The organism is Actinopolymorpha singaporensis (assembly GCF_900104745.1).
In the GTDB taxonomy this organism is placed as follows: Bacteria; Actinomycetota; Actinomycetes; order Propionibacteriales; family Actinopolymorphaceae; genus Actinopolymorpha; species Actinopolymorpha singaporensis.
Window position 1 is genome coordinate 4,656,653 of sequence record NZ_LT629732.1, and the last position, 24,440, is coordinate 4,681,092.

The following is a 24,440-nucleotide window of genomic DNA, read 5'->3' on the forward strand; positions in this document are numbered from 1 at the left end:
AACCGGGGTTAGCGTCGGACGCAGAGGAATCCGTTCAGCGGAGAGCACGACGAAAGGTACGAACCATGCCAGCGAAGTCCGACCCTCCCGCGAGCGACGCACTGCCGGATGACACCGTCGACGCCGTGGTGATCGGCGGTGGCACCGCCGGCCTGAACGGCGCGCTGATGCTCGCCCGCTCCCGCCGTTCGGTCGTCGTCATCGACAGCGGCACCCCCCGCAACGCGCCCGCCGAGGGCGTGCACGGTCTGCTCGGGCTGGAGGGAGTTGCGCCCGCCAGGCTGTACGAGCGCGGACGCGAGGAGGTTCGCCGCTACGGGGGCCTGGTCGCGTTCGACGAGGTGACCTCCGCACTGCCCGCCGAACCGTCCGCCGACGGCGACCTGCGCTTCACCATCGGCCTGGCCAGTAGCCGCACGCTGACCGCGCGCAGGGTGCTCGTGGCCACGGGCCTGCGCGACGTCCTGCCGGACATACCCGGCCTCGCGGAGCACTGGGGGCACGGCGTCGTGCACTGCCCGTACTGCCACGGCTGGGAAGTGCGGGACGAGCCCATCGGCATCCTCGCCGTCGGCCCCGCCTCCCTCCATCACGCGCTGCTGTTCCGCCAGCTGACCGACGATCTCGTCTACTTCACCCGGGGCACCGACCTCGACGCCGAAACCCGCGCGCGTCTCGCTGCCCGGAACGTCCGCGTCGTCGACACCCCGGTCGCGGCGGTCGTCACTGCCGCTGACGGGAAGATCTCCGGCGTACGGCTGACCGATGGCAAGGTGGTGGCCCGCCGTGTACTCGCGGTCGCGACCACGATGCTCGCCCGCACCGAGGGCCTGGACGGGCTGGGGCTCCCGATGACGGACCTGCCCAACGGCATGGGACGAAGTTTCGCCTCCGGCCTGGCCGGTGCCACCGACGTGCCCGGGGTGTGGGTTGCCGGAAACGCGACCGACTTGACCGCCCAGGTAGGTGCCTCCGCCGCGGCGGGCGCTCTCGCCGGCGCCCGCATCAACGCCGACCTCGCCGTCGCCGACACCGACGCCGCACTCGCTGCGGCCGAGAAGGAGAGCGCCGTCCACGCCTGAGCTCGCTGGTCGCGGCGCGTCCGACCACCGCTGGAGCGTCCGCCGCGACCCGGCGCGAGCGTGGCGACCGGTCGGGCTCGCCATGCTCGTGATCGGATGGGGTGGCAACCAGTTCACGCCGCTACTGATCGCGTATCGGGAACACACCGGATTCTCACAGCTCGACGTGGACGTCTTCCTCGGTGCGTACGTCGTCGGTCTGGTCCCTGGGCTGCTGGGGGCCTCCGCCCTCTCGGACCTGTGGGGCCGTCGGCCCGTGACCCTCGCCGGGTTGTGGGCCTCGCTCACCGGCAGCGTGTTGCCGGCGTTCGGCTGGAGGTTCAGCGCATCGCGCGACCTGACGAGCTCGGAGGGCTCACCGGCGTCTGTTACGCGCTCGCCTACGTCGGCTTCCTGCTGCCGGCTCTCCTTGCCTTGCTCGGGCGCTGGTTCTCGTTCGCCTCGATGCTGACCGTCGTAGCCGCTGTGACGTTTTGTTGCACATTGACCTGCATGTCCGGATGGTCGCGGCACCTGTCCCCGTCGACCGCCGAGCCACACTGATCCGCTGGTTGGCCTACCAGGCAACGGCAATCGAATCATCCGCAAGCGTGCATTGACACCAAGCCGTCCTACTTCCGGGCGCCGGGTGGGCCGTGACCGTTCTCGGACAGTCCCCCATGGGCACCTGGGAAGCGTTGACCAGATGCCGTGAGTACCCCCACTGTTGGCCAGTCCAGACGAAGGGAACGCGAAGATGCCGGCTCCAAAACCTCCCCGTACTGATGGAATGGCAGGAGAGTTCGTCACCGAGACGTTCGAGTACGACAGCGGGCGGCAGGTCACGGTCTATGTGCCGCCGGATCCACCGGAGGCGATCGTCTTCGCCGGTGACGGGCAGCTGATCTCCCAGTGGGGCGTGGACCTCGAGGCGGCCGACGTACCCCCCACGATGGTCGTCGGGGCCCACCGGACCGACGACAAGGACGAGATGGTGCGCATCCGGGAGTACTCCCCCTCGTTCGACGAGGATCGGTTCGCAGCGCACGGGAGGTTCTTCGTGGAGGAGGTCGGTAGCTGGGTGCGGAGCCGGTTCGGCGTCAAGCTGCCGGCCGAACGCACCGCGGTGTGCGGCGTGTCCGCGAGTGGGGAGCTCTCGCTCGCCATGGGGGTACGCCACCCGGACATCTACGGAGCGATCTTCTCCGCCTCCCCTGGCGGTGGCTACCGCCCGCCTGAGGTGATGCCGAACTCCCTCCCGCGCGCCTACCTCGTCGCCGGCACGGAGGAGCCCTTCTTCCTCGAGAACGCGGCCCGGTGGGCGGATGCGCTGCGCGATGCCGGTGCGGACATCGTGATGACCGAACGGCCCGGCAACCACGGCGACCCCTTCTGGCGGGCCGAGTTTCCGTTGATGGTGGCCTGGGCGTTCGGACGGTAGGTGCATGGTGACTCCCGACCTGCCCTTGGACGATCACGCATGCATGTGAGCGCGTCAAACATTCTCATCGTGCCGGTGGCCACGACATGGTGAAGGCATGACGGTTCTCACCACCGGTGTCAACGGATTCGGCCGCGAACCACGACCGATGGGCAGCTTCTTCGCCGGCTCGCTCTGCGTGGAGGCACCCCGTGCCTGAGATCATCCTGGTCGTGAGTCGGGTCCTCGCCGGCCTTCTCGCAGGTGTCTACCTGGCGTTTCTCCTCGCCGTGATGCCCGCTCTTCACAGTCAGCCGGACGACGTCTTCATCAAGGTCATGAACCGGATCAACGTCGTGATCGTCAATCCGATCTTCGTCGTGCTCTTCCTCGGCGCGCCGATCGTCACGGCAGTCCTGGTCCGCTGGCACCGAGACGCCGTCACGGTCTTGGCGATCGTCACGGCTGTGCCGGCCGTGGTGATCACCGTGGTCGCGAACATCCCGCTCAACCACGCACTCGCCAACGGCGGATCCAGGACGGCCTTCGAGAAACCGTGGATCGCCTGGCACGTCGTACGCACCCTCCTGACCTGCGCGTCGTTCGGCCTTCTCGCTCTTCCCCGAGCGACGGCCGGTTGACTGGTGGACCCACTACAGATGATCACGTAGGCTCCCCAGCTCATGGAGCCGGTGACCAGCTCGTCCGTCTGACCCTTGCGTGGCTTGCGTTTGGTGTCTTCGAACCTGGTACTGCGGTACCCGACGGCAGACGACCTCGACGCACTTGCCGACCTCGTGGGCCGAGCCGAGTACGAGCCGTCCCTGCCCTGGATGTTCGGCCTGGATGGCCGGCCGCGATGGTTCTGGGCGCGATGACTCTCCTGAGCAGCGTCCCCGGCGGGCTCCTCCAGTGTCTGTGGCGAGAACTCGGGCAGTGGAGCCCGGGAAGCTGGACGCTCACCCTTGTCACCGTGGTCGCGGGTCAAGCCGTCGGCCTGCAGCGTCTGTTCGCCGTCCAGTTCCTGGTGCGGCGCGAGGTCGCCAATGGTTCCTGGCTGACGGCCGACTCACGCGGTAAGGGCATTGGGACCGAGATGCGTGCAGCCGTACTGCAGCTCAGCTTCGCAGGCCTCGGTGCGACCTACGCAAGGTCGGATGCCCAGGAGGGCAACGCAGCCTCGATCGCGGTCTCACGCAAGCTCGGCTACGCCGGCCAACTGAACCCTGAGGTCAGCCCACCCAGGCTGCCCACTGCTCACCGGCGTCGCGCTCCAGCGCCTTGAGGTAGACGCTCAGCTTGCCGTAGGAGATGTACACCGCCTCGCGGTAGACCTGATGCTGGACGAACGGCGACGCGACGAAACCGCCGCCGCGGTCGATCCGATCGGTGTGCAGCTCCTCATCAGTGAAGCTGTCAAGTGCGGCTTTCATGGCGTCGTCCTGAGCCTGGAACCACTCCCGCAGGCCGGTGACCGTGACCGGCGCCGGGGGCGGAAGCCGGCGGTGCGCCCAGTCCAAGGTGAACCTCTCGAACGAGTGCGTGTAGACGCCCTGAAGGTCACCCAGCTCGACCAGCAACTCGCCCAACGTCGGGTTGTGGCCCGGCAACTTGTAGGCGAGGTCCGCATCGGACACCAGGGTGAGCAGGTGGTCCCGCATGCTGTGGTGCCCGCGGATCTCCTCATCGAACAGGTCGTTCATCAAGTGCCCTCTCCCAAGCCTGTGTGATTCATGGCGGTGAGAATGGCAGACCCCGCCGACAAGCGCCCACGGCCGTCGCCCGGCTCGGTGAAGCCCGCGTGAAAACGGCCGCGGCCTTTGCTGTCAGCGCACCCGATCCGCTGTCAGCGAAGGCGATGGACATCGGCAGGTGCCCACTCCAAGACGGCTCCACCAAACCATCAGGCAGATGCGCCCGCCCGCGCAGAACGACGGGCAGCCGCATGGCTGACCCTCGACGACTGGCACGACCGACTTTGAAACACAGCCCGGCCGGGTAGATCGCAACTGGCATGGACTGGAGGAGTCGGATGAGCACGCCCACGAAGCAGCCTCAGGTGGGGATCACCCCGAACATGTTCGGGATCCCCTACGGAATGGCAGGCCTCGCCGTCTGCTGGCGATACGCCGCCTCATCGGGGATGGCACCCGCGTCGGTGGCCGACATCCTGTTTCTCCTCGCCGCCGCCATCTGGCTGGTGCTTGTCGTCTCCTTCCTGATCCAGCTGCCACGCCGGTCCGGCGGCTGGCGCGCCGTCACCCTGGAAGATCCGGTGATGGCGCCGTTCGTGTCGCTCATACCGATCGTCGGCATGCTCCTCGCGATCGGCCTGCTGCCGCACGCTCCGGTGGCCGGGAAGTGGCTACTGGGGGTCTTCGCGGTCGCGACCACCGTCCTGGCCGGGTGGATGGTCGGCCACTGGATCGCCGAAGACCTCGACCTGGACCGGCTGCACCCCGGATATGTGCTGCCCGCCGTCGCCGGCGGTCTCATCGCGTCCATCGGTGCCGCCCTCGCCGGCTGGACCGCCCTCGCCCACGCGTTCATGGGCCTCGGAGTCCTGTCGTGGCTGCTGATCGGGTCGGTCATCATGGCCCGGCTGATGTTCCGGCCCCGGTTGCCCGCGCCCCTGACACCTACCCTCGCCATCGACGTCGCACCGCCGGCTCTGGCCGGACTCGCCTTCCTCGCCATCACCCACGGCAGAGTCGACGTACTCGTCCTGGCCTTCGGCGGCTTCACCGCGCTCGCCGCCATCGTCCAGCTTCGGCTGATCCCGGTGTACCGCCGGCTCGCCTTCGGACCCGCGTTCTGGTCGTTCGCGTTTCCCTACGCCGCAGCCGCCACATTCGCGCTGCACTTGATCAACTACGGAAGGCCCGCCGGGCGGGTTGTGTGGAGCTGGGTCGTACTCCTCGCGATCACGGTCCTCATCGCCGCCCTCGTCACGAAGACCGTGGTCGCCCTCGCACGTCGAACCTTCCTGCCCCGGCTCGCCTAGCGACAGGGGTCAAGGCGGCGTACGAGGATGCGCGCCGGCAGCGGTTCACCGTCGAGGAGAGGGAAGTGGCGAGGGCAGGCGAGCCCGTGGCCGGCCGTGCACAATGCGAGGGCCGAGTTCCTGTGGTGTCAACCGGCAGTTGCGCTGCCGCGATCCTTGCGCAGGGAGAGGAACGTCTCCGGCGCCCGTGCCGTCGGTCAGGGCGCTGAAGTCCGCGGGGGATGCGCTCGGCGTACGTTCGACGGCACCGCCAAGGAACGGCGACTCCGCCAGCGCGACATCGCCATCGGTCACGATGTCGCGGAAGGCGACGACCCGCACGCGCAGCTCGTCGATGTTCTTGCCCTTCGCGGTGAGGTTCTCCTGAACATCGCGGTAGAACCGCTGCGCGTCGGCCTTCACCTGGTCCAGGATCGGCGTCATGCTGCCGGTCACGTCGATGCAGAAGACGATGTCGACGGCGTACTCCAGTCCCCGCGGCGCGGGAGGTTGTGTCGCGAGACTCGTCTGCTCGGACGCACCGGCGTCGGCGGCGGGTGTTGAAGCGGCCGTGGTCACGCCGGAATCGCCGCCAGGGGTCCCGGCCGGATTGGACGCAGTATCAGTCATCTGGCCATCTCCGCTGAGTTTCGGGGCGTACTCCGGTCTGCCCTTCAGCGCCCGAACCGGTCGGGTCCGGCATCGAGTAGGAGACAGGAATGGCAGTAGGAGTGTTCGCAGGCATCCCGGTGCGCGACTATGGCAGCGCGCTGGAGTGGTACAAGCGGCTGTTCGGCGCCGAACCGGCCTTCTATCCGAACGACATCGAGGCGGTCTGGCAGTTGGCCGAGAACCGGTACGTGTACATCATTCGGGATCCCGGCAGAGCCGGCGGGGCCGTCAGCATGATCTGGGTCGACGACCCGACAGCGGAGGTTGCGAGGATCTCCGGACAGGGCCTGGAGCCGGTCGACATCGAGAAGCACGGCTCGGTCTGGAAGTACATCTTCCACGACGGCGACGGCAACGAGACCGGAATCGGCGGTGAGGTCTCGACGCCCGGCTGACAACCGACCCGCTTACTCACCGGCAGGGACGCCGGTGACCTGTGTCGGGCTGGCGGGATTTGAACCCACGACCCCTTGACCCCCAGTCAAGTGCGCTACCAAACTGCGCTACAGCCCGTGGCCGGCGAGTCCGCCGAACCGTCGGAAACCTTACCGCATCGACCGCCGGCCTCGTGCCACCGGCTCCACTCCCCGAGCCGCGCGCCGGGAGCGGGCCGAAGCCCGGCTCCCCGGCGCTCGCCTCGCCGGAAAGTCAGCTCTTCTTCCGCTTCTCCCGTACCTTCACCGAGATCATGATCGGCGAGCCGGCGAAGCCGAACTCCTCCCGCAGCCGCCGCTCGACGAACCTGCGGTACGACGCCTCGATGAAGCCCGTGGTGAACAGCAGGAACTTCGGCGGCGACGTCTGCGGCTGGGTGCCGAACAGGATGCGGGGCTGCTTGCCGCCCCGGACCGGGTGCGGATGCGAGGCGACCAGCCGGCCGAGGAACGCGTTCAGCTGCCCGGTCGGGATCCGGGTCTGCCAGCCGGCCAGCGACGTCTCCATCGCCCGGACCAGCCGGTCGACGTGCCAGCCGGTGCGGGCGCTCACGTTCACCCGCGGCGCCCACTGGACGCGGACCTGCCGGTCGAGTTCCTTCTCCAGCCGCAGCCGGCGATCCTCGTCCACGAGGTCCCACTTGTTGAACGCCAGCACCAGGCCGCGCCCCGCCTCCACGACGGTGGTGATGATCCGCAGATCCTGCTCCGACAGCGGCTGGGAGGCGTCCAGGAGTACGACAGCCACCTCGGCGCGGTCGATCGCGGCGGAGGTACGCAGACTCGCGTAGTACTCGTGCCCCGACGCTTCGCGGACCCGGCGCCGGATCCCGGCGGTGTCGATGAACCGCCAGGTCTTGCCGCCGAGTTCGACCAGCTCGTCCACCGGGTCGACGGTGGTGCCGGCCACGGAGTCGACGACCACGCGCTCCTGACCGGCGAGCCGGTTCAGCAGGCTGGACTTTCCGACGTTCGGCTTGCCCACAAGGGCGATCCGGCGCGGGCCGCCGGTGCCGGGCTCGCGTTCGGCCGGCGCCTCCGGAAGCACCTCGAACACCGCGTCGAGCAGGTCGCCGGTCCCCCGCCCGTGCATCGCCGACACCGCCAGCGGCTCGCCCAGCCCGAGCGACCACAAGGCGGTGGCGTCGGCCTCGCCGCGATGGTCGTCGGCCTTGTTGGCGGCGACCACGACCGGTTTGCCCGACCGCCGCAGGATCTTCACCACGGCCTCGTCCACGTCGGTCGCCCCGACGGTGGCGTCGAGCACGAACAGCACCACGTCGGCGGCGTCCACGGCCAGTTCGGCCTGTGCGGACACCCGCGCCATGAAGCCCTTCGCCTCGGGGTCCCAGCCGCCGGTGTCGACCAGCGTGAACCGGCGCCCGCGCCAGTCCGCGTCGTAGGCGACGCGGTCGCGGGTCACGCCGGGCAGGTCCTCCACGACCGCCTCGCGCCGGCCGAGGATGCGGTTGACCAGGGTGGACTTGCCGACGTTCGGCCGCCCGACGACAGCCACCACGGGTACGTTCTCGGCTGCTTCGTCCTCAGCCTCGAAGGCCGTTCCGTCGAACTCCTCGAACCCGTCGAGATCATCGACGTAGTCCTCGACGCGGCCATACTCCTCGTTGCTCACAAAAAGTCCTCTATGTCGGGCCGGTGTCCCAGGCCTCGGTCGCGGGCGCGTGGGGTGGTACGCCCGCGGTGCTCACCGTTCGAACTGCCGCACGGTCGGTCCGCATCCGGCCCACCCGCACGTGGGCGGCCAGCGCGCACCGGTCTCCAAGGCTACGGCGTGACCACCGGGCCGGGTTCGGGCTCCGGGTGGGCGGCCGGCCCCGGGAGTTCCCGGCCGGTCAGCTCGCAGGCATAACGCAGATGACCCACCAGCCATTTCTGCAACCACTGGGCCTGTTCGCGGACCACGTCCTGACGCCGGGGCCAGTCCGTACGCGGCAAAGTCACCGGCGGGCCGAACACCAGGTCGACCGGCGACCGCGCGGGCGGCACCGAACCGATCGGCGCGCCCGGCAACCGGGTGCCCAGGCACACGACCGGCACCACCGGCGCACCCGTGCACAACGCGAGGTAGGCCACTCCGGACTTGATCACCGTGAAGTCGCCGGCGCCGCGGGCGCCCTCGGGGTAGATCGCCAGTGCGTCCCCGCGGTGCAGCACCGCCAAGGCCGCTTTGACAGCAGCCGGGTCGGTGGCCCGCCGGTCGACGGGGATCTGTCCCATCCCGCGAAGTGTCCGGCCGACCGCGCCACGGAACATCTCCTTCTTGACGATGGCGTGCACGGGGCGGCGGGCGACCGCGCACAGCAGCGGGCCGTCGAGGATGCCGACATGGTTGGACGCGAGGATCACCGGGCCGGTGGAGGGCACGTGGTGGTCGTCGTGCACCCGTACCTTCCAGGTCGCCCGCACCAGCCTCGCCACGAGAGGACGCGACGCCACCAGACCGCGCCGGGGCGGCCCGGGCACGTCGTGCCAGTACGGAGTCACAGCCGGCTCGCTCATCGTCGGCAGCCCATCAGTCGCTCGGTCGCCCGGTCAGCGTCGCCCGGGCATTCCGGCGCGCTCGTCGGCGAGGGCGCAGATGCGCTCGATGACCTGGTTGAGGTTCAGCGCGGTGGTGTCGAGCACGACCGCGTCGGGGGCCTGGTTGAGCGGTGACGCCGTCCGCGTGGAGTCCTTCTTGTCCCGAAGGGCAAGCTCCTGCTGGGTGAGCGTCACCTCGACCTTCGCACCGCCCAGCCCCTCGGCGGCCCGCCGTCGCGCCCGCTCCTGCTCGTGCGCTGTCAGGTAGACCTTGACAGTCGCGTCCGGTGCCACGGTCGTCCCGATGTCGCGTCCCTCGACGACGATGCCACCGTCGCCGATGAGCTCACGCTGCAAGGCCACCAGCCGGTGCCGTACGGCGGGAACCGCGGACACCGCGCTGACCGCGTTGGTCACCTCACGGGACCGGATCGGCCCGGAGACGTCGATGCCGTCGACGGTGATCGTGGGAAGGTCGGGGTCGGTGCCGACCTGCAGGTCGGGCTCCCCGGAACGCGCGGCCACCTCGTCGGCGTCGTCGACCGGGGTGCCGGCGCGCATCATCCACCACGTCATCGCGCGGTACATCGCACCGGTGTCGAGGTAGCGCAGACCCAGCCGGCGTGCGGTCCCGCGGGCGGCGCTGGACTTGCCGGAACCGGACGGCCCGTCGATGGCCACCACGATCCCCGCCGTACGGGCGTCATCGGCGTGGTCGGCCTGGTCGGCGTGGTCGGCTCGCTCCACCTGTCGTCTCCCTCCGAGTGCTCGTTGGGGAGGCTACCCGTGCACGTCCCACCCGTGGTGAGCCAGGGCCTCCAGCAGGGCAGGAACGGTGTCCTGGTGGACCCACAGCTCCACCAGGCCGGCCGGGGTGTTGGGGCTGTGATCGATCCGGACGTCCTCGATGTTGACCCCGGCCGCGCCCACGTCGGCGAACAGGCGGGCCAGCTCCCCCGGCCGGTCGGGCAGCAGAACCGGTACCGGGCTGAACGCCTCCGGCCGCGCACCGTGCTTGCCGGGCAGCCGGCGTACGCCGGTCGCACCGCGTTCCAGGGAGTTGCGCAGGTCGGCCAGCCCCGCCTCGCCCGCGTCCCGCTTCTCCAGGTTGTGCGCGACCCGGTGGAGGTTGTCGGCGGCCTCGTGCAGCAGCCGGGCGACCGGCTCGGCGTTGGCGGAAAGGATCTGGGTCCACAGCTCCGGGTCGCCGCCGGCGATCCGGGTCACGTCGCGCAGGCCCTGTCCGGCGAGGACGAGGTGCCCCTCCGCCGCTGTGGTCAGCAGGCCGGCGACCACGGTCGAGGCGACCTGAGGCAGGTGGGAGACCAGCGCGACCGCCTCGTCGTGCTCACCGGGTGAGAGCTGGACGGGAAAGGCTCCGCACGTACGGGCCAATTGATCCACCGCGGCCACCGCGTCGGGGCGGCTGTCGACGTGCGGTGTCACCGCCCAGGCCCGGCCGTCGAACAGGTCGGCGCGGGCCGCCAGCGGACCGGACTGCTCGCTTCCGGCCATCGGATGCCCACCGACGTAGCGATCCAGTCCCGGCCCCGCGGACGCGTGTGCCCTGGTGTCGGCGAGGGCGGCGGCCTTGACGCTGCCGACGTCGGTGACGGCGGCGGCGGGGAACCGGGCCAGCGCCTCGGCGATGACCGTGCCGAGCGCCGCCGGGGGCACGCCGACCACCACCAGGTCGGTCGGATCACTCAGGTCTGCTGGGCCGCCGCCGGTCGCGTCGCCTGAACTGACGGGTGGAGTGACGGGTACGCCCGCGCCGAGGGACACCGCGACCCGCAGGTTTCCCGGGTCGGCGTCCTCCAGCAGCACCTCCACCCCGGACCTGCGCAGCGCCAGCGCGACCGAGGTGCCCATCAGGCCGGCCCCGATCACCACCACCCGGCGGAACGGCGGCTCGGTCATGCCTGCGTCTCGTCGGGTACGGCGTGCACGTGGGCCAGGTCGCGTCGCAGCGCGGCCGCACCGTGCAGGTAGACATGGGTGACCTCGTCGCGGGTGAGATCGGTCTCCACGTGGGCGAGCAACCTCACCACCAGTGGCATTCCGCCGCCGATCTCCAGCTCCCGGGCGCACAGCAGCGGGACGTCGGTCATCCCCATCAGCCGGGCGGCGTAGGCGGGGAACTCCGACTGCACGTCGGAGGTGGCGGTGAAGATGACGCTGATCAGGTCGTCGTTGGTGAGGTCGTTGCTGTGCAGGACGGTGCGGACGAGTTCCGCGACCCGCTCCAGCAGGTGTTCGCGTTCGTCGACCTCGAGCTGGGTCGCGCCACGTACTGCCCGGACAGCCACCGTGGTTTCCTTCCGTACGGGGTTCCGGGTCAGCCTATCCACGCGGCCCACGGTGCCCTCCCCGGGCGCCACCCGCGGCGACGCCGCGGTCCGGGACGGAGCGCGCGAATCGGGCGTACGCATGATGTCCTCCGGACCGGCGGAAACCGGCGTGACTGCCGCGACCGGGCGCCGGTATGGTCCCCGGCGGGGACGCGCGCTCGGCACGTCCGGACCCACTGCCGACCTCGTTCGGCCGGAGGGTGAGGACCGGGACCAGCGTAGGGAGCAGCATGCGGATCGTCGTACCCCCGAGCTTCGTGGAGGAGCGCGTCCGGCTCGCCGGACCGGACGCCCACGCGTGGCTCGACCGGCTGCCCGACTTCGTGGCGGAGCTTGCCCGGCAGTGGGCGGTGGAGGTGCTGCCCGATCCGCCGCGCCACGGCGCGCACAGCCTGGTCCTCACCGCTCGGCGCGGCTCACAGCCCTGCGTACTCAAGGTCTGCTGGGATCCGGCGAGCACGGTCATGGAGGCGGAGGCGCTGCGGGCCTGGGACGGGCGTGGCATCGTCCGGCTGCTCGCCGCCCGGCCCGAGGACGGCGCGCTGCTGCTGGAACGCCTGGACGCCGGGCGGTCGCTCGCCGACGTTGAGCTGTACGAGGCGGCCGGGGTCGCCGGCGGGCTGCTGCGCCGGCTCACGGTGCCGCGCACGCCCGACCAGCCGCTGCCCGCCGGGACACCGAAGCTCGCCGACCTCGGCGCCGAGATCGCGGCCACGGTGCACGACCGCCAACGCGGTCTGGGTGATCCGGTGCCCGCGCGGTGGATCGACCTGGTCGCCACGACCGCCCGCGACCTGGCCGCGGACGCGGGCAGCGACCTGGTGCACGCCGACCTGCACTACGGCAACGTGCTGGCGGCCGACCGCGAACCCTGGCTGGCGATCGACCCCAAGCCGGTCGCGGGCGAGCCGGAGTTCGCGGTGCCGGAACTGATGTGGACCCGGGTGGACGAGGCGCCCGACGCGGAAACGATCCGCGACCTGCTCGGCGTCCTGACCACGGCCGGTGGGCTGGACCCCGACCGGGCCCGCGCCTGGGCGATCGTCCGCGCGGTCGACTACTGGTTGTGGGGCCTCGGCATCGGCCTCACCATCGACCCGCCGCGCTGCGAACGCGTGGTGGCCGCCCTCGTCTGAGGACGCCACCCACCAGCGCGTGGTTCGTTCGTACTCCCTACAGCGCGACCCAGCCCGAGCGCACCTGCCAGTGCTTGCCGGCCTCGAGGTGCGCGGCGACCGCGCGCTCCAACGTCGTACGCCGGGGAAGCTGGTCGAGCGTCGGGTCGATCATCCGGAACACGAACTGGAACACGTCCTTGTCGCCCTCGTGGCCGCCCGGCAGGATCTCGAACCGCCGCTGGAACCGGATGATGTTGGAGTCCTCGGGCAGGTAGTCGGCCAGCTGCGGGTCGAGCAGCCAGGACGAGCAGACGCCGTAGCGGTACTTGTCCTCGGGGAAGTACCGGTCGTAGAACTCCCGGGCTCGGCGGAACGACTCGTCGCACGCCTCGGGCGTCATCGGCCCGGACTCGGGGATGTGTACGCCGAGTACGGGATCCCCCTTGCGGAACGGCGCTCCCCCGGCCGAGATCGTCTCGTCGTCGAAGTGGACCAGCGCCCGGTTGAACTGCAGCCGGCCGAAGTCGTAGATCAGCCCGCGGAAGTGCAGCGAGAACCAGCCCTGCACGTCCAGGCCGCCGACGCCGTGGATACGGCGGTAGATCGCGATCTGGCGGCCGAGGTCGGCCAGGATCGCCCAGCTGTCCGACGCCGGGATGCCGCGGCTCTCGTGGTAGCGCAGCAGCGACGGGATGGAGGCGAGGAAGACGTGGACGTAGAAGAACCGCCCCTTCGCGTCCAGCTCCGCGGGCAGGTTCGGCCAGCGCAGCCACGGTGTGTCCAGGGTGCCCATGCCGGAGATCAGGTGCTCGTGGCACCGCTGCAGCAGCCACCACAGCTGCGGGTCGTCGGCCGCGGTGAACCTCGTGGCCACGATGTCGGCCGCGTCGTCGGCGTGCAGCCCGAGCGGCTCGGCCAGCGCCTGCACCTGCGCGGGTTCGGCCAGGGTGACCTCGGTCTGGGGTGGGCCGACCCGGTCCAGCTCGCTCACCCAGGTGGCGTACTCCTCGCCGCCGCCCAGCCAGGCCGTCACCGCGGCCGCGTCCAGCTCACTCACGCACGTCCTCCTCCGACTCCGCACTGCTCCAGAACTTCCGGCTCAGCCCTCGACCTGGAGCTGCCGCATCAGGTGGTCGGCGTCCGAGGACACCCAGTACTCCGCGGCCCGGCCGTCTGCCAGCCGCACCAGGTCAAGTCCAGAGAATGCCACCCGCGTCCCCTCCGGTGCCCGGGCCCCCGGCAGTCCGCCTCTGTAGCTGCCGGTGAATGTCCAGCGCGCTGCGACCATGTCACCGTCCGCGATCGGGCCCTGGTCGATCCGTACGTCGATGTCGTCGAACAGCGCGGCGCTCTGCTCGACCAGCGCGAGCAGCGCCTTCGGGCCGCGGGCGGGGTCGTCGTGCCCGCCGCGGCGGATGGCGAAGTCGTCGGTCACGAGTTCCGCGGCGAGCTGGGCGCGCCGTGCGGGTTCGGCGCCCCACAACTCGACGAGGAAACGGTAGTAGAACTGCCGTGCGCTCGCGCGGTCCGGTGTGCCGGTCATCCGGTGATCCTTTCGTGGGTGAAAACCAATTGCGGACGCCCATGACGTTGCCGCCAGGATGGATCTCGTGTCTCCCGCTTTCGTTCCCTCCCTGCAACTGAACGCAGCCTTCCACGCGGAGGTCGTCGCTCCCCTCGTACGACCGGCAGAGCACGCCGCCGCCCTGTTGGGCTGGGGGTCGGACGTGCTCGGCTACGACACCGACCGCTCCACCGACCACGGCTGGGGCCCCCGGCTGCAGGTGTTCGTCGCGGAGGCGGACGTGGACGCGGTACGCGCCCGGGTCGAGGAGGGGCTGCCGGCGGAGTTCCGCGGCTGGCCGGTCCGGTTCGGCTGGGACGGCGTACCCGAGCAGCACATGGTCGACGTCCTCACCTGGCGAGGCTGGTTGCAGGGTCAGCTCGGTGTCCAGCCACTGGACGGGATGAGCACCCTCGACTGGCTGACGGTGCCGCAACAGCAGCTCCTCGGGGTGGTCCGCGGCGCGGTGTACGCGGACCCGACGGGCGAGCTGGCGGCGACCCGGGAGGCGCTGGCGTGGTACCCGCCGGACGTGTGGCGGTGGCTGGTGGCCGCGCAGTGGGGCCGGATCGCGCAGGAAGTGGCGTTCGTGGGCCGGACCGCGGAGGTGGGCGACGACCTCGGTTCGGCGGTGCTCGCCGCCCGGCTGGTGCGTGACCTGATGGGACTGGCGTTCCTGCTGGCCAGGGAGTACCGCCCGTACACCAAGTGGGTGGGCACCGCGTTCGCCCGGCTGCCGAAGGCGGACGAACTCGTACCGCCGCTGCGGCAGGCCGTCGCGGCCACCGACTTCGCGAGCCGGGAGCAGGCACTGGTCGAGGCGTACGAACTGCTCGGCCGGCGACACAACGACTCCGGGGTCAGCGAGCCGGTCGACCCGCACGTGCGGCCCTTCTTCAGCCGGCCGTTCCGGGTGCCGGACGCGAGCGGGTTCGCGCAGGCGTGCCGGAACGAGATCGAGGACCCTTGGCTGCGGGCGCTGCCGCTGGTCGGGTCGGTGGACCAGTTCGTCGACTCCACCGACGTGCTCAGTGCCGCTGACCGGACCCAGCACCTGCGCGGGCTGTACACCGGGCTGGCCAGGGGGCTGAACGCCGAGAAGGACACCGAGAAGGACACCGAGAAGGACACCGGCCAGGACGCCGGGCTGAACGCCGGGCTGAACGCTGGGCAGGACTGAAAGCGGTCACTGGCAGAGCCGGCGTACCTCCGCGGCGATCTGCAGGTCCTCGCGGGCCTCGATCACCAGCGTCCGCGCCCGCGCGGTCGGCGCGGTGACGTCGGTGTCGCCGTCGGCCTGGGAGTTCGCCTCGTCGTCCAGCGCCAGGCCGAGGAAGGTCAGGCCCTCCACGGCGCGGGCGCGAACCAGCGGGGCGTGCTCGCCGACGCCGCCGGTGAACACGAGGACGTCCAGGCAGCCCAGGCTCGCCGTCATCGCGGCGACCAGGCCGCGCAGCCGGTGGACGTACACCCCGATGGCCATACTGGCCTGGGCGTCCCCCGCCTGGGCCCGCTCCACGACCTGTCGCATGTCCGGCGTGCCGGCCAGGCCGACCAGCCCGCTGTCGCGTTCCAGCGCGTGGTCCAGGCCCTCGGTGTCGACAACACCGTTGCGCAGCAGCCACACCAGCAGGCCGGGGTCGACGTCACCGGGCCGGCTGGCCATCACCAGCCCGGCCAGCGGTGTGAACCCCATCGTGGTGTCGACGCTGCGGCCGGCCCGGACCGCGGTCGCCGACGCGCCGGCGCCGAGGTGGCAGACCACCGTCCGCAGTTCCTGCACCGGACGGTCCACCATCTCCGCGGCACGGCGGGCGGAGTAGGCGGCGGACAGCCCGTGGAAGCCGTACTTGCGCAGGCCGCACTCCTCCCGCCACCGCGCCGGCACCGCGTAGGTCGAGGCGGCGGGCGGCAGGGTGGAGTGGAACGCTGTGTCGAAGCACGCCACCGCCGGCACGTCCGGAAGCTGCTCGGACACCAGGTCGATCCCGGCGAGCGCGGCGGGCTGGTGCAGCGGCGCGAGCGAGGTGTACTCCCCCAGCCGCTCGCGCACGCGGGGGTCGATCCGGACCGCGCGGGTGTAGGCCGGACCGCCGTGCACCACACGGTGGCCGACCGCGTCCGGGCGCTCCATCGCCTCCAGTGCCTCGGCCAGCGCCTTGTGGCCAGACGCGGCATCGGAGGTCTCCACGTGCCTGCTGTCCAGCAGTTCGTCGTCGTCGAGCAGGGACAGCTTGAGGGTCGCCGACCCGGCGTTCACCACGAGCACCCGCATCAGGCACGCTCCGGTGCCCGGCTCGGAGCCGGCGCGTGACCCGGCTCGGCGGGGCGACCGCCCGGCCAGGTCCACTCACTGACCTCCGGCGTGTCCTCGCCGTTGTCCCGGGTGTAACGCCGGGCCCACAGCCGGGCGTCCACCATCTGCTGGCGCAGCCCCGCAGCCCGGATCGCGAGCCCCGGTACCCGGTCGATCACGTCGATGACCAGGTGATAGCGGTCCAGGTCGTTCAGCATCACCATGTCGAACGGCGTGGTGGTGGTCCCCTCCTCCTTGTAGCCGCGGACGTGGAAGCTGTCGTGGTTGGTGCGCCGGTACGTCAGCCGGTGGATCAGCAGCGGGTACCCGTGGAACGCGAAGATCACCGGCCGATCGGTGGTGAACAGCGCGTCGAACTCCCGGTCGGGCAGGCCGTGCGGGTGGTCCGACGCGGGCTGCAGCCGCATCAGGTCGACCACGTTGACGACCCGGACCCTCAACTCGGGCAGGTGCCGGCGCAGCAGGTCGACCGCAGCCAGAGTCTCCAGGGTGGGTACGTCTCCGGCGCAGCCGAGCACCACGTCGGGCACCTCGCCGTTGTCGTTGCTCGCCCACTCCCAGATCCCGATGCCGCGGGTGCTGTGGGCGACCGCGTCCGGCATCGACAGCCAGTTGGGTGCGGGGTTCTTGCCGGCCACCACGACGTTGATGTAGTCGCGGCTGCGCAGACAGTGGTCGTACACCGACAGCAGGGTGTTGGTGTCCGGCGGCAGGTAGATCCGGACGATCTCGGCCTTCTTGTTCACCACGTGGTCGAGGAACCCCGGGTCCTGGTGGGAGAAGCCGTTGTGGTCCTGGCGCCAGACGTGGGAGGAGAGCAGGTAGTTGAGCGAGGCGATCGGCGCCCGCCACGGGATCTGCCGGGTCACCTTCAGCCACTTGGCGTGCTGGTTGACCATCGAGTCGACGATGTGGATGAACGCCTCGTAGCAGTTGAACAGCCCGTGCCGCCCGGTGAGCAGGTAGCCCTCCAGCCAGCCCTGGCACAGGTGCTCCGACAGCACCTCCATCACCCGACCGTCGGGGGCGAGATGGTCGTCGCCGGGCTCGACCGGGGCGTCCCACGCCCGGTCGGTGGCCTCGAACACCGCCGACAGCCGGTTGGACGCGGTCTCGTCCGGCCCGAACATCCGGAACGTCGTGGGGTTGTCGCGGATCACGTCACGCAGCCAGGTGCCGAGCACCCTCGTCGGTTCGCTGGTCGAGGCGCCGGGCGCCGGCACGTCCACGCCGTAATCCGCGAAGTCCGGAAGGTCCAGGCCCTTGAGCAGGAGGCCGCCGTTGGCGTGCGGGTTGGCACCCATCCGCCGGTTGCCCTCGGGCGCGAGGGCGGCGAGCTCGGGCCGCAGCCGGCCGTCGGCGTCGAAGAGTTCCTCCGGGCGGTAGCTGCGCATCCATTCGGCGAGCAGCTCGAGGTGGGCAGGGTTGGTGCGTACCTCGCTCAACGGGACCTGGTGCGCCCGGAACGTGCCCTCGATCTGGATCCCGTCGACCTCGCGCGGGCCCGTCCATCCCTTGGGAGTACGCAGGACGATCATCGGCCACCGCGGCGGCTCACCGTCTGCCGCCGCCGTTCCCCGGCCCGAACGCGCCGCCTCCTGGATCGCCCGGATCTCGTCGTACGCGGTCTCCATCGCCGCGGCCAGTTTCCGGTGCACCGAGGCCGGGTCGTCACCGGCGACGACCAGCGGGCGGTAGCCGTACCCCTCCAGCAGCCTGCACAGGTCGCGCTCGGGGATCCGGGCCAGCACTGTCGGGTTGGCGATCTTGTAGCCGTTCAGGTGCAGGACCGGCAGCACGGCACCGTCGCGGGCGGGGTCGAGGAACTTGTTCGAGTGCCAACTCGTGGCCAGCGCACCGGTCTCCGCCTCGCCGTCGCCGACGACGCAGCAGACCAGCAGGTCGGGATTGTCGAACGCCGCGCCGTACGCGTGCACCAGGGAGTAGCCGAGCTCGCCGCCCTCGTTGATCGACCCCGGCGTCTCGGGCGCGACGTGGCTCGGCACCCCACCGGGGAAGGAGAACTGCCGGAACAGCCGGCGCATGCCCGTGGCGTTCTGGCTGATGTGCGGGTAGATCTCGCTGTAGGTGCCCTCGAGGTAGGTGTTGGCGATCAGGCCGGGGCCGCCGTGGCCGGGGCCGGTGACGTACATCGCGGACACGTCGTGGGCGCGGATCAGCCGGTTCAGGTGCGCGTAGACCAGGTTGAGCCCGGGCGTGGTGCCCCAGTGCCCGAGCAACCGGGGCTTGATGTCGGCGGGCTCCAGCGGGCGGCGGAGCAGCGGGTTGTCGAGCAAATAGATCTGGCCGACGGAGAGATAGTTGGCTGCCCGCCAGTAGGCGTCGATCAGCGCCAGGTCTGCGTCGTCGAGCACTGCCGTATCCGTGCCCGCGGGGTGTGCGGTGTCCGTCGCGGCCGTTCCGGCGGTCATGGCGGCCTCCCAGATTGTGGACGTCCGGTGCCAGCCTGCCCGGGCCAGACGTGCACAAACCATGATCAGACCGGCTCCTGCCGCTGTCGGTCAACGCCGTTGACCGCGCAGGCGGGCCCGACTTCACTCGGCGGCACCGAGATCACGAGGGGCTTTCATACGACGGACACCGGAGGTGTCGATGCGCAACCGACCGGCCCGGCCGGCCGCCCTGCTCGCGGTGGCCGGGTGTCTTGTCCTCGCGTCGATCCTGGCGGGCACCGCCACCGCCGCCGGAGCGACCACAGCGACCACGGCGACCACGGCGACCACAGCGAACACAGCGACCACGACGGTAACCACGTCCGAGGCCGCGGCACCGACGACGGAAGCGGCTCGTACGTGCACCCGCGAGCAGCCCGCGGCGCCCCGGTGGCCGCTGGCGTGGCACGACGAGTTCGGCGCGCCCACCCTCGACCGGACGAAGTGGAACACGGTGATGGACTTCCCCGGCCGGGCCGGCGGGCACTACCACAACAGCTCCTACGGCAGCTATGCGCTGGACAGCAACATCGTGCTCGGCCAGGGTCTGCTCCACCTGATCGCCGACGACGAGCCCGTGGTCGGTGACGACCCGCCCGGCACGTACGCCTACTCCGAGGGGTTCGTCTCCTCCCACGACAAGTTCGCCCAGGCATACGGCTACTGGGAGATCTGCGCGCGCTACCCCGCCGGTCGCGGGCTGTGGCCGGCGTTCTGGCTGGTACCCCAGGACCGCACCTGGCCGCCGGAGTTCGACGTGGCGGAGTGGTTCGGCGGCATCGACGGGATGTTCCAGGGCATCGCCTCCGGTGCCTGGCCGAATGTCCGGTGGGACGGCCACTGGACCTACGACCCCGCACCGACGACCGGCTGGCACACGTACGCCCTGCGCTGGGAACCGCGGCGCGCGACGTTCTCCGTGGACGGGCGGGTCACCGGGTCGTTCGAGGGCGACTTCGTGCCGGACAAGCCGATGTACGTCGTCCTGAACAGCGGCGTGTGGATGAACGCCGACCGGGGCGGCCCGCCCGACGCGAGCACGGTGTTCCCGAACAGCTTCGACATCGACTACGTGCGCGTCTACCGGCGGCCCTGACGTCCCTGGGTCGGTTCGGCCGCCGGGCGCAGGGCGGCGTGGGCGGCCACCGGGTCGTCGGCGAAGAAGCGGACCGTGCGTACCCGCGCCTGCCGGCCGAGCGGACGGACGACCGTGACGGGTTCGGTCAGGTCGAGGACCAGGTTGGTCTGGGACGAGACCGCCACCGCGAGCTTGTCGTCGGCGACCGTCACCATGCCGCGTTCGTTGTGGTTGCCGGCCCGGCGTACCGCCGCGATCCGGTCCCGGGGCACCCGCAGGTCGAAGAACGCGCCGTACCGGATGCGTACCTCCTGGGCGGTGACCACGTGCGGCCGGGTGATCGCCGCGGCGATCATCGCCAGCACGGCCACGACGGTGTAGGCGTCGATCAGCAGGATCACCGAACGCAGGACGACCGGCGCGTGCAGCGCCCGCAACACGACCTCCAGCGCGAACAGCTCGATCACCATGAAGAACAGGAAAAGCGCCGTCACCGGCGTCTGCGCGCGGGCATAGGAGACGGCGAACGCGCCGGCCGGTACGCCGTCGCGGCGGCGCGCGATCCACAGGGCGATGCTGACCATGCCCCGCAGGTCGAAGCTCATCAGCCGGCGGACCGGCACCGGGATCACCGACCGGACGGCGCTCAGCATGATCCGCGCTCCCGAAGCCTGGCCACCAGCGTTCGGAAGACCCCGACCTGTGCGGCGGACAGCTCACGGGTCATCGTCGCGAGCCACTGACCGGTCTGCGGATCGTCGACGCTTCCGACCATCGCCGAGGCGATCTCCGCCGGTAGGTACGCGGCCAGCTCGTCGGCAAGCGCACCGACGCGCGGATCCGTCGGCTCCGCGCCGGCCAGCTCGTCCAGCTTCCGGTAGATGTCGGCCGCTCCCCTGCCGCCGGTCTCCTCCGGAAGGCCGCGGAGCAGCTCGGCGAACGCGGCCCGGTCGGCCGGGTCGGCGCCCGCGTCGAAGACGGTGAGGAGGTCTCGGTCGAACTGCCCGAACGCCGACCCCTCGGTGGGCAGGTCCCGCAGGACGGTCGCCAGCTCCGGGGAGACCGTGGAGTCCGGATCCAGCGCGCCCCGGTTCAGCAGCGCGGCGAGCCGGGCCCTGCGGGCGCCGATCGCCTCCTGTTGCCTCGCCAGGTCGGCGTCGAGCTCGGCCAGCACCTCGCGCAGGTCCCGGCCTTGCTCGTCGGCGAGTACGTCGCGGATCTCGTCCAGCGACAGCCCGAGCTCGGTCAGCCGGCGTACCCGGGCGAGGACGACCGCATCGCGCAGCCGGTACTCGCGGTAGCCGTTGGCCAGGCGGTCGGGCTCGGGCAGCAGGCCCTGGTGGTGGTAGTGCCGGACGGTACGTGTGGACACCCCGACGAGGGTGGCGAGTTCCCCGATTCGCATGCACCCATTGCACAGGTTGACGCCGCGACAAGGTCAACCGTCGAGGTGGAGGTGCGGGTGGGCCGGACCCTAGATCGAGGCAGCCAGGTCGACCAGCCGGCCGGCGAGCCTGCGGACCAGGTGGTCCAGCCACTCCCGGCCCTGCGCGGCGTCGGCCTTGGCCGGGTCGTCGGTGTAGCCGTCCTGTTCGTGCCAGGACGCCTGCCGCTGGATCTCGACACCGGGTACGGCCGGGATGGTGGGGACGTGCGTACGCGGCGCGCGTTCGTCGACCAGTTCGGGGTCGACGGCGAGCACCAGGGACGTCTCGAACCCACCCGCGTGCCCGGGCAGCGGGGTACCGCCGAGATCGGCGTCCGCGGCGCCGTCCCAGTAGTCGACGTAGCCCACAGTGATCGGCGACCGGACGGACGCGGCGGCGGCCGCGGCCGAGCAGATGCCGCGATTTCCGCCGTGGCCGTTGACGATGACCAGCCGGCGGCCGCCACAGTCGGCGACGGAACGGGCCACGTCGAGGAGCAGGGCGAGCAGCGTCTCCGGCCGCAGGGAGAGTGTGCCCCCGAACGGCAGATGGTGGTCGGAGGCACCGATCGGCAGGGTCGGGGCGAGGACGAGGGTGCGCGACGCGGACTCCGCGGCCAGCTCGGCCGCCCGGGTGGCCGCGGTCTCGGCCAGCAGCGCGTCCGTGCCCGTCGCCAGGTGCGGTCCGTGCTGCTCGGTCGCGCCGATGGGGAGTACGACCATCGCCTCCGGCAGCAACGCGGTCAGTTGGTCCCGGGTCTGTGCCTGCCACCGGACGACGCTCATGTCGGTCCCTCCCCGCCGCGGGCGGTCCGCGGCCCTCAGTTGTCGTTGCCGTGACCGTAGTTGCCGCGGTCGTGGCCATGGCCGTCGTGGCCGGTGCCGGTCTGGTTCGCCTCCCCGTCGGCCGGCCCCTGCTCACCCTGCCAGCCGGCGCCGAGGATGCTGTCCAGCGTCCCGCCGGTCGGGAGGTCGTCCTTGCTGTACGCCTTCGCGAAGTCCCGGCGCAGCTTCTGCATCCGCTCGCGGGCCTTCTCCGGATCACCGTCGGCGTACGCCTGACGAGCCTTGTCCACCGAGTTGCGCAGCCGGTCGGCGACCTCGGGGTCGACGCGTCCGGTGGACGACAGGAACGCCAGCGCGGCGTCGAGGCGGTTCAGCCAGGCCGGCGAGCCGACGGCGGGAGTGCCGGCGTCCCCGGAGTTGCTGGAGTCGGCCACTCGCGTGGAGGGGCGCGGCGCGGACGTGGCCTTGGGGGTCTGCGTCGTGGTCTGCCTCGGGCTCGGGCTGCGGTGTGTGGTCGCCGACGGCGCGGGAGGCCGGTCGCCCGCGACCTGGGCGCCACCGGACTGCGCGGTGTTCTTCCAGACCCACAACGACGCGCTCAGCAACGCGACGGCGAGCGCGGCGGCGGCCACCAGGACCGCGAGGTCGCCCGACCGAGGACGAGGCCTTGGGGCGGGACGTGCCGACCTGTCGTTCCCAGCTCCGGTGTCCCGTCCGCCGAGGTCCTGTCCGGCGACGGCGCCTTCGCGCTCCAGCTCGGGCAGGGCGAAGGTCCGGGTGGCCTGGTCGGAGGATCGGGCTGTCCCGACGGGTTCCTCGATGCCGGGGTGCCCGGCCGAGGCCCACAGGGGTCCGGAGGCCGCGGCCATGGCGGGCGACAACGCGGTCGCCGCCTCGGCCGGGTCGGGGGTGGCCCACCCGGTCGACCTGGTAGAGGTCGAGCGCGTGGCCAGCAGCGCGGCCCGGACCGCGGCCGCGTCGGCCGGACGGTCGGCGGGCTCCTTGGCCAGCAGGCTGAGCACCAGCTCGTCCAGGTCCTCCGGAACGCCCGGGCGCAGCCGGGACGGCGGCGTGGGCGCGGTGTGCAGGTGGCCATACACCACCTCCGTCGAACCGCCGACGAACGGCGTCCGGCCGGTCAGCAGCTGGTAGAGCACGCAGCCCAGGGCGTACAGGTCGCTGCGGGCGTCGGCGGACCGGCCCCGGACCTGCTCGGGAGCGAGGTAGGAGGCGGTGCCGACGATGGTGCCGGTGCGGGTGAGCCGGGTGGAGGCCTCGTCGAGCACCCGGGCGATGCCGAAGTCGACGACCTTCAGCGAGCCGTCCTGGGTGCGGACGAGATTGCTCGGCTTCACGTCGCGGTGGACCACCCCGGCCTGGTGTGCCGCGTGCAGCCCGGCGGCCGCCTGGGCGCCGAGGTCGCGTACGTCGTCGGGGGGCAGCGGGCCGCGTGCGGCGAGGATGGCGGCGAGAGTACGCCCGTCCAGCAGCTCCATCACCAGGAACGGGCGGCCCGACCACTCACCGACGTCGAAGACCGCGACGACGTTGCGGTGACTGAGCTGCGCGGCCGCCCGCGCCTCGCGAACGAAGCGCTCCCGGTCACCGGCCTCGGTCACGCCCGCATGCAGCAGCTTGACCGCGACCGGACGGCCCAGCGTGGAGTCGTGTGCCCGCCACACTTCGCCCATGCCGCCGCGACTCAGCAGCTCCTCGAGGCGGTAACGCCCGAGGGTCGTACCAGCCCTCACCGCACTCACGTTCACCAGTCCTCAGCCGACGGATTCGTTGCGGATCTTCATTTCCACCGCCGCAGCAGCGTACGCATGCACCGCGGGCAACCGCACGCACACCGCCTCCCGGCGCGTCGCGGCCCGCGCGTTTCTCACTCAGCGTCCGGGTGGCCGCACGTTCGGTCGTTCGTTCGTTCGGTCGCAGGTCGGTCGTACCCGGACATCGGCTTGTCCACCGTCGGCCTCCCTCACATGACCTGGCCCGGCCGGCCGGTCCCCAAACGGCTCAGCGGCGAACCCTCTCCGCCGGGGCGCTTCTCCGGCCCGGCCGCCCCGGCCCGTGATCGACAACGGGGATGCGGGTCGCTGCCCGGCCGGTAGGGAGCGTGGCGTTCGTCACCGGGGCTGCCGCTTCGTTGACCCTCGGACAGGCCGGAGAGTACGGTCCTCTTTGACCGTATTGGTTCATTTGGTCAATCACTCCGTGCGTCGCGCACGCTGGA

The 24,440-nt window shown here is 71.1% G+C and carries 26 protein-coding genes and 1 tRNA gene; 11 read left to right on the top strand and 16 right to left on the bottom strand.

The window, feature by feature from the left end:
• Nucleotides 1-65: 65 nt before the first annotated feature.
• The 6 genes from BLU27_RS20990 (at nucleotide 66) to BLU27_RS31360 (ending at nucleotide 3,766) form a co-directional block, all read left to right on the top strand.
• Entirely contained in the window at nucleotides 66-1,082 is a 1,017-nt protein-coding gene (locus BLU27_RS20990; RefSeq protein WP_092655365.1) for an NAD(P)/FAD-dependent oxidoreductase, read from the top strand.
• Nucleotides 1,083-1,355: 273 nt separating this feature from the next.
• Nucleotides 1,356-1,625 (top strand): hypothetical protein, encoded by a 270-nt coding sequence (locus BLU27_RS29260; RefSeq protein ID WP_157728734.1) that lies wholly within the window; start codon nucleotides 1,356-1,358, stop codon nucleotides 1,623-1,625.
• Between the two features lie 226 nt (nucleotides 1,626-1,851).
• Nucleotides 1,852-2,502 carry an alpha/beta hydrolase gene (locus BLU27_RS21000; RefSeq protein WP_241827541.1) on the top strand — a complete coding sequence of 217 codons (651 nt, stop codon included), beginning with the start codon at nucleotides 1,852-1,854 and terminating at the stop codon, nucleotides 2,500-2,502.
• Nucleotides 2,503-2,693: 191 nt separating this feature from the next.
• Entirely contained in the window at nucleotides 2,694-3,122 is a 429-nt protein-coding gene (locus BLU27_RS21005) for an anthrone oxygenase family protein (protein WP_092655367.1), read from the top strand.
• Nucleotides 3,123-3,215: 93 nt separating this feature from the next.
• Nucleotides 3,216-3,359, top strand: a complete 144-nt coding sequence (locus BLU27_RS29265) for a hypothetical protein (RefSeq protein WP_157728735.1) — start codon at nucleotides 3,216-3,218, stop codon at nucleotides 3,357-3,359.
• The gene (locus BLU27_RS31360; RefSeq protein WP_157728736.1) at nucleotides 3,356-3,766 is read left to right on the top strand and encodes a GNAT family N-acetyltransferase; all 411 of its coding nucleotides are present in this window, start codon (nucleotides 3,356-3,358) and stop codon (nucleotides 3,764-3,766) included. The genes BLU27_RS29265 and BLU27_RS31360 overlap by 4 nt, the downstream gene beginning before the upstream one ends.
• On the opposite strand, the gene BLU27_RS21015 is transcribed toward BLU27_RS31360, so the two are convergent.
• The gene (locus tag BLU27_RS21015; protein WP_092655369.1) at nucleotides 3,714-4,184 is read right to left on the bottom strand and encodes a DinB family protein; all 471 of its coding nucleotides are present in this window, start codon (nucleotides 4,182-4,184) and stop codon (nucleotides 3,714-3,716) included. The genes BLU27_RS31360 and BLU27_RS21015 overlap by 53 nt on opposite strands.
• Nucleotides 4,185-4,513: 329 nt before the next feature.
• Here BLU27_RS21015 and BLU27_RS21020 point away from each other — a divergent pair, with 329 nt between their 5' ends.
• Nucleotides 4,514-5,485 (top strand): SLAC1 family transporter, encoded by a 972-nt coding sequence (locus tag BLU27_RS21020; protein ID WP_157728737.1) that lies wholly within the window; start codon nucleotides 4,514-4,516, stop codon nucleotides 5,483-5,485.
• A gap of 45 nt (nucleotides 5,486-5,530) precedes the next feature.
• On the opposite strand, the gene BLU27_RS21025 is transcribed toward BLU27_RS21020, so the two are convergent.
• The gene (locus tag BLU27_RS21025) at nucleotides 5,531-6,094 is read right to left on the bottom strand and encodes a vWA domain-containing protein (protein WP_157728738.1); all 564 of its coding nucleotides are present in this window, start codon (nucleotides 6,092-6,094) and stop codon (nucleotides 5,531-5,533) included.
• A gap of 89 nt (nucleotides 6,095-6,183) precedes the next feature.
• Between BLU27_RS21025 and BLU27_RS21030 the strand changes: the two genes are divergently transcribed.
• A complete protein-coding gene (locus tag BLU27_RS21030; RefSeq protein WP_092655373.1) occupies nucleotides 6,184-6,531 on the top strand; it encodes a VOC family protein in 348 nt (115 codons plus the stop codon).
• Between the two features lie 44 nt (nucleotides 6,532-6,575).
• Here the strand turns inward: BLU27_RS21030 and BLU27_RS21035 are convergent.
• From BLU27_RS21035 to aroH, 6 genes are all read right to left on the bottom strand, one after another.
• Nucleotides 6,576-6,649, bottom strand: a tRNA-Pro gene (locus tag BLU27_RS21035).
• 135 nt (nucleotides 6,650-6,784) lie between these two features.
• On the bottom strand, nucleotides 6,785-8,203 hold the full coding sequence (gene der, locus BLU27_RS21040) for a ribosome biogenesis GTPase Der (protein ID WP_092655375.1): 1,419 nt from the start codon (nucleotides 8,201-8,203) through the stop codon (nucleotides 6,785-6,787).
• Nucleotides 8,204-8,355: 152 nt separating this feature from the next.
• On the bottom strand, nucleotides 8,356-9,090 hold the full coding sequence (locus BLU27_RS21045) for a lysophospholipid acyltransferase family protein (RefSeq protein ID WP_092655376.1): 735 nt from the start codon (nucleotides 9,088-9,090) through the stop codon (nucleotides 8,356-8,358).
• 33 nt (nucleotides 9,091-9,123) lie between these two features.
• Nucleotides 9,124-9,858 (bottom strand): (d)CMP kinase, encoded by a 735-nt coding sequence (gene cmk / locus BLU27_RS21050; RefSeq protein WP_197681510.1) that lies wholly within the window; start codon nucleotides 9,856-9,858, stop codon nucleotides 9,124-9,126.
• Between the two features lie 33 nt (nucleotides 9,859-9,891).
• Nucleotides 9,892-11,031, bottom strand: a complete 1,140-nt coding sequence (locus tag BLU27_RS21055) for a prephenate dehydrogenase (protein WP_092655377.1) — start codon at nucleotides 11,029-11,031, stop codon at nucleotides 9,892-9,894.
• Nucleotides 11,028-11,420: a chorismate mutase gene (gene aroH, locus BLU27_RS21060; RefSeq protein WP_092655379.1), complete on the bottom strand. Its 393-nt coding sequence runs from the start codon at nucleotides 11,418-11,420 to the stop codon at nucleotides 11,028-11,030. Before aroH ends, BLU27_RS21055 begins: the two co-directional genes overlap by 4 nt.
• Before the next feature lie 272 nt (nucleotides 11,421-11,692).
• Between aroH and BLU27_RS21065 the strand changes: the two genes are divergently transcribed.
• On the top strand, nucleotides 11,693-12,598 hold the full coding sequence (locus BLU27_RS21065) for an aminoglycoside phosphotransferase family protein (protein ID WP_092655381.1): 906 nt from the start codon (nucleotides 11,693-11,695) through the stop codon (nucleotides 12,596-12,598).
• A gap of 37 nt (nucleotides 12,599-12,635) precedes the next feature.
• Here BLU27_RS21065 and BLU27_RS21070 read toward each other — a convergent pair whose 3' ends face one another.
• Both BLU27_RS21070 and BLU27_RS21075 read right to left on the bottom strand, forming a co-directional pair.
• Nucleotides 12,636-13,637, bottom strand: a complete 1,002-nt coding sequence (locus BLU27_RS21070) for an acyltransferase domain-containing protein (protein WP_092655383.1) — start codon at nucleotides 13,635-13,637, stop codon at nucleotides 12,636-12,638.
• A gap of 42 nt (nucleotides 13,638-13,679) precedes the next feature.
• On the bottom strand, nucleotides 13,680-14,123 hold the full coding sequence (locus BLU27_RS21075; protein ID WP_092655385.1) for an ester cyclase: 444 nt from the start codon (nucleotides 14,121-14,123) through the stop codon (nucleotides 13,680-13,682).
• A 67-nt stretch (nucleotides 14,124-14,190) separates the two neighbouring features.
• Between BLU27_RS21075 and BLU27_RS21080 the strand changes: the two genes are divergently transcribed.
• Nucleotides 14,191-15,324: a DUF4037 domain-containing protein gene (locus tag BLU27_RS21080; RefSeq protein WP_092657960.1), complete on the top strand. Its 1,134-nt coding sequence runs from the start codon at nucleotides 14,191-14,193 to the stop codon at nucleotides 15,322-15,324.
• Nucleotides 15,325-15,330: 6 nt separating this feature from the next.
• Here BLU27_RS21080 and BLU27_RS21085 read toward each other — a convergent pair whose 3' ends face one another.
• Together BLU27_RS21085 and BLU27_RS21090 are read right to left on the bottom strand one after the other, a co-directional pair.
• Nucleotides 15,331-16,419, bottom strand: a complete 1,089-nt coding sequence (locus BLU27_RS21085) for an acetate/propionate family kinase (protein ID WP_092657962.1) — start codon at nucleotides 16,417-16,419, stop codon at nucleotides 15,331-15,333.
• Complete coding sequence (locus BLU27_RS21090; RefSeq protein ID WP_092655386.1) at nucleotides 16,419-18,893, bottom strand: phosphoketolase family protein; 2,475 nt, start codon at nucleotides 18,891-18,893, stop codon at nucleotides 16,419-16,421. The genes BLU27_RS21085 and BLU27_RS21090 overlap by 1 nt, the downstream gene beginning before the upstream one ends.
• 181 nt (nucleotides 18,894-19,074) lie before the next feature.
• On the opposite strand from BLU27_RS21090, the gene BLU27_RS21095 reads away from it, so the two are divergent.
• Nucleotides 19,075-20,010, top strand: a complete 936-nt coding sequence (locus BLU27_RS21095; RefSeq protein WP_157728739.1) for a glycoside hydrolase family 16 protein — start codon at nucleotides 19,075-19,077, stop codon at nucleotides 20,008-20,010.
• On the opposite strand, the gene BLU27_RS21100 is transcribed toward BLU27_RS21095, so the two are convergent.
• The 4 genes from BLU27_RS21100 to BLU27_RS21115 form a co-directional block, all read right to left on the bottom strand.
• Nucleotides 19,995-20,645 carry a hypothetical protein gene (locus BLU27_RS21100; protein WP_092655388.1) on the bottom strand — a complete coding sequence of 217 codons (651 nt, stop codon included), beginning with the start codon at nucleotides 20,643-20,645 and terminating at the stop codon, nucleotides 19,995-19,997. The genes BLU27_RS21095 and BLU27_RS21100 overlap by 16 nt on opposite strands.
• Nucleotides 20,639-21,397 carry a MerR family transcriptional regulator gene (locus tag BLU27_RS21105; RefSeq protein WP_092655390.1) on the bottom strand — a complete coding sequence of 253 codons (759 nt, stop codon included), beginning with the start codon at nucleotides 21,395-21,397 and terminating at the stop codon, nucleotides 20,639-20,641. Before BLU27_RS21105 ends, BLU27_RS21100 begins: the two co-directional genes overlap by 7 nt.
• A gap of 69 nt (nucleotides 21,398-21,466) precedes the next feature.
• The gene (locus tag BLU27_RS21110; RefSeq protein ID WP_092655392.1) at nucleotides 21,467-22,204 is read right to left on the bottom strand and encodes a creatininase family protein; all 738 of its coding nucleotides are present in this window, start codon (nucleotides 22,202-22,204) and stop codon (nucleotides 21,467-21,469) included.
• Between the two features lie 35 nt (nucleotides 22,205-22,239).
• Nucleotides 22,240-23,964: a serine/threonine-protein kinase gene (locus BLU27_RS21115; RefSeq protein ID WP_157728740.1), complete on the bottom strand. Its 1,725-nt coding sequence runs from the start codon at nucleotides 23,962-23,964 to the stop codon at nucleotides 22,240-22,242.
• Between the last annotated feature and the right edge of the window lie 476 nt (nucleotides 23,965-24,440).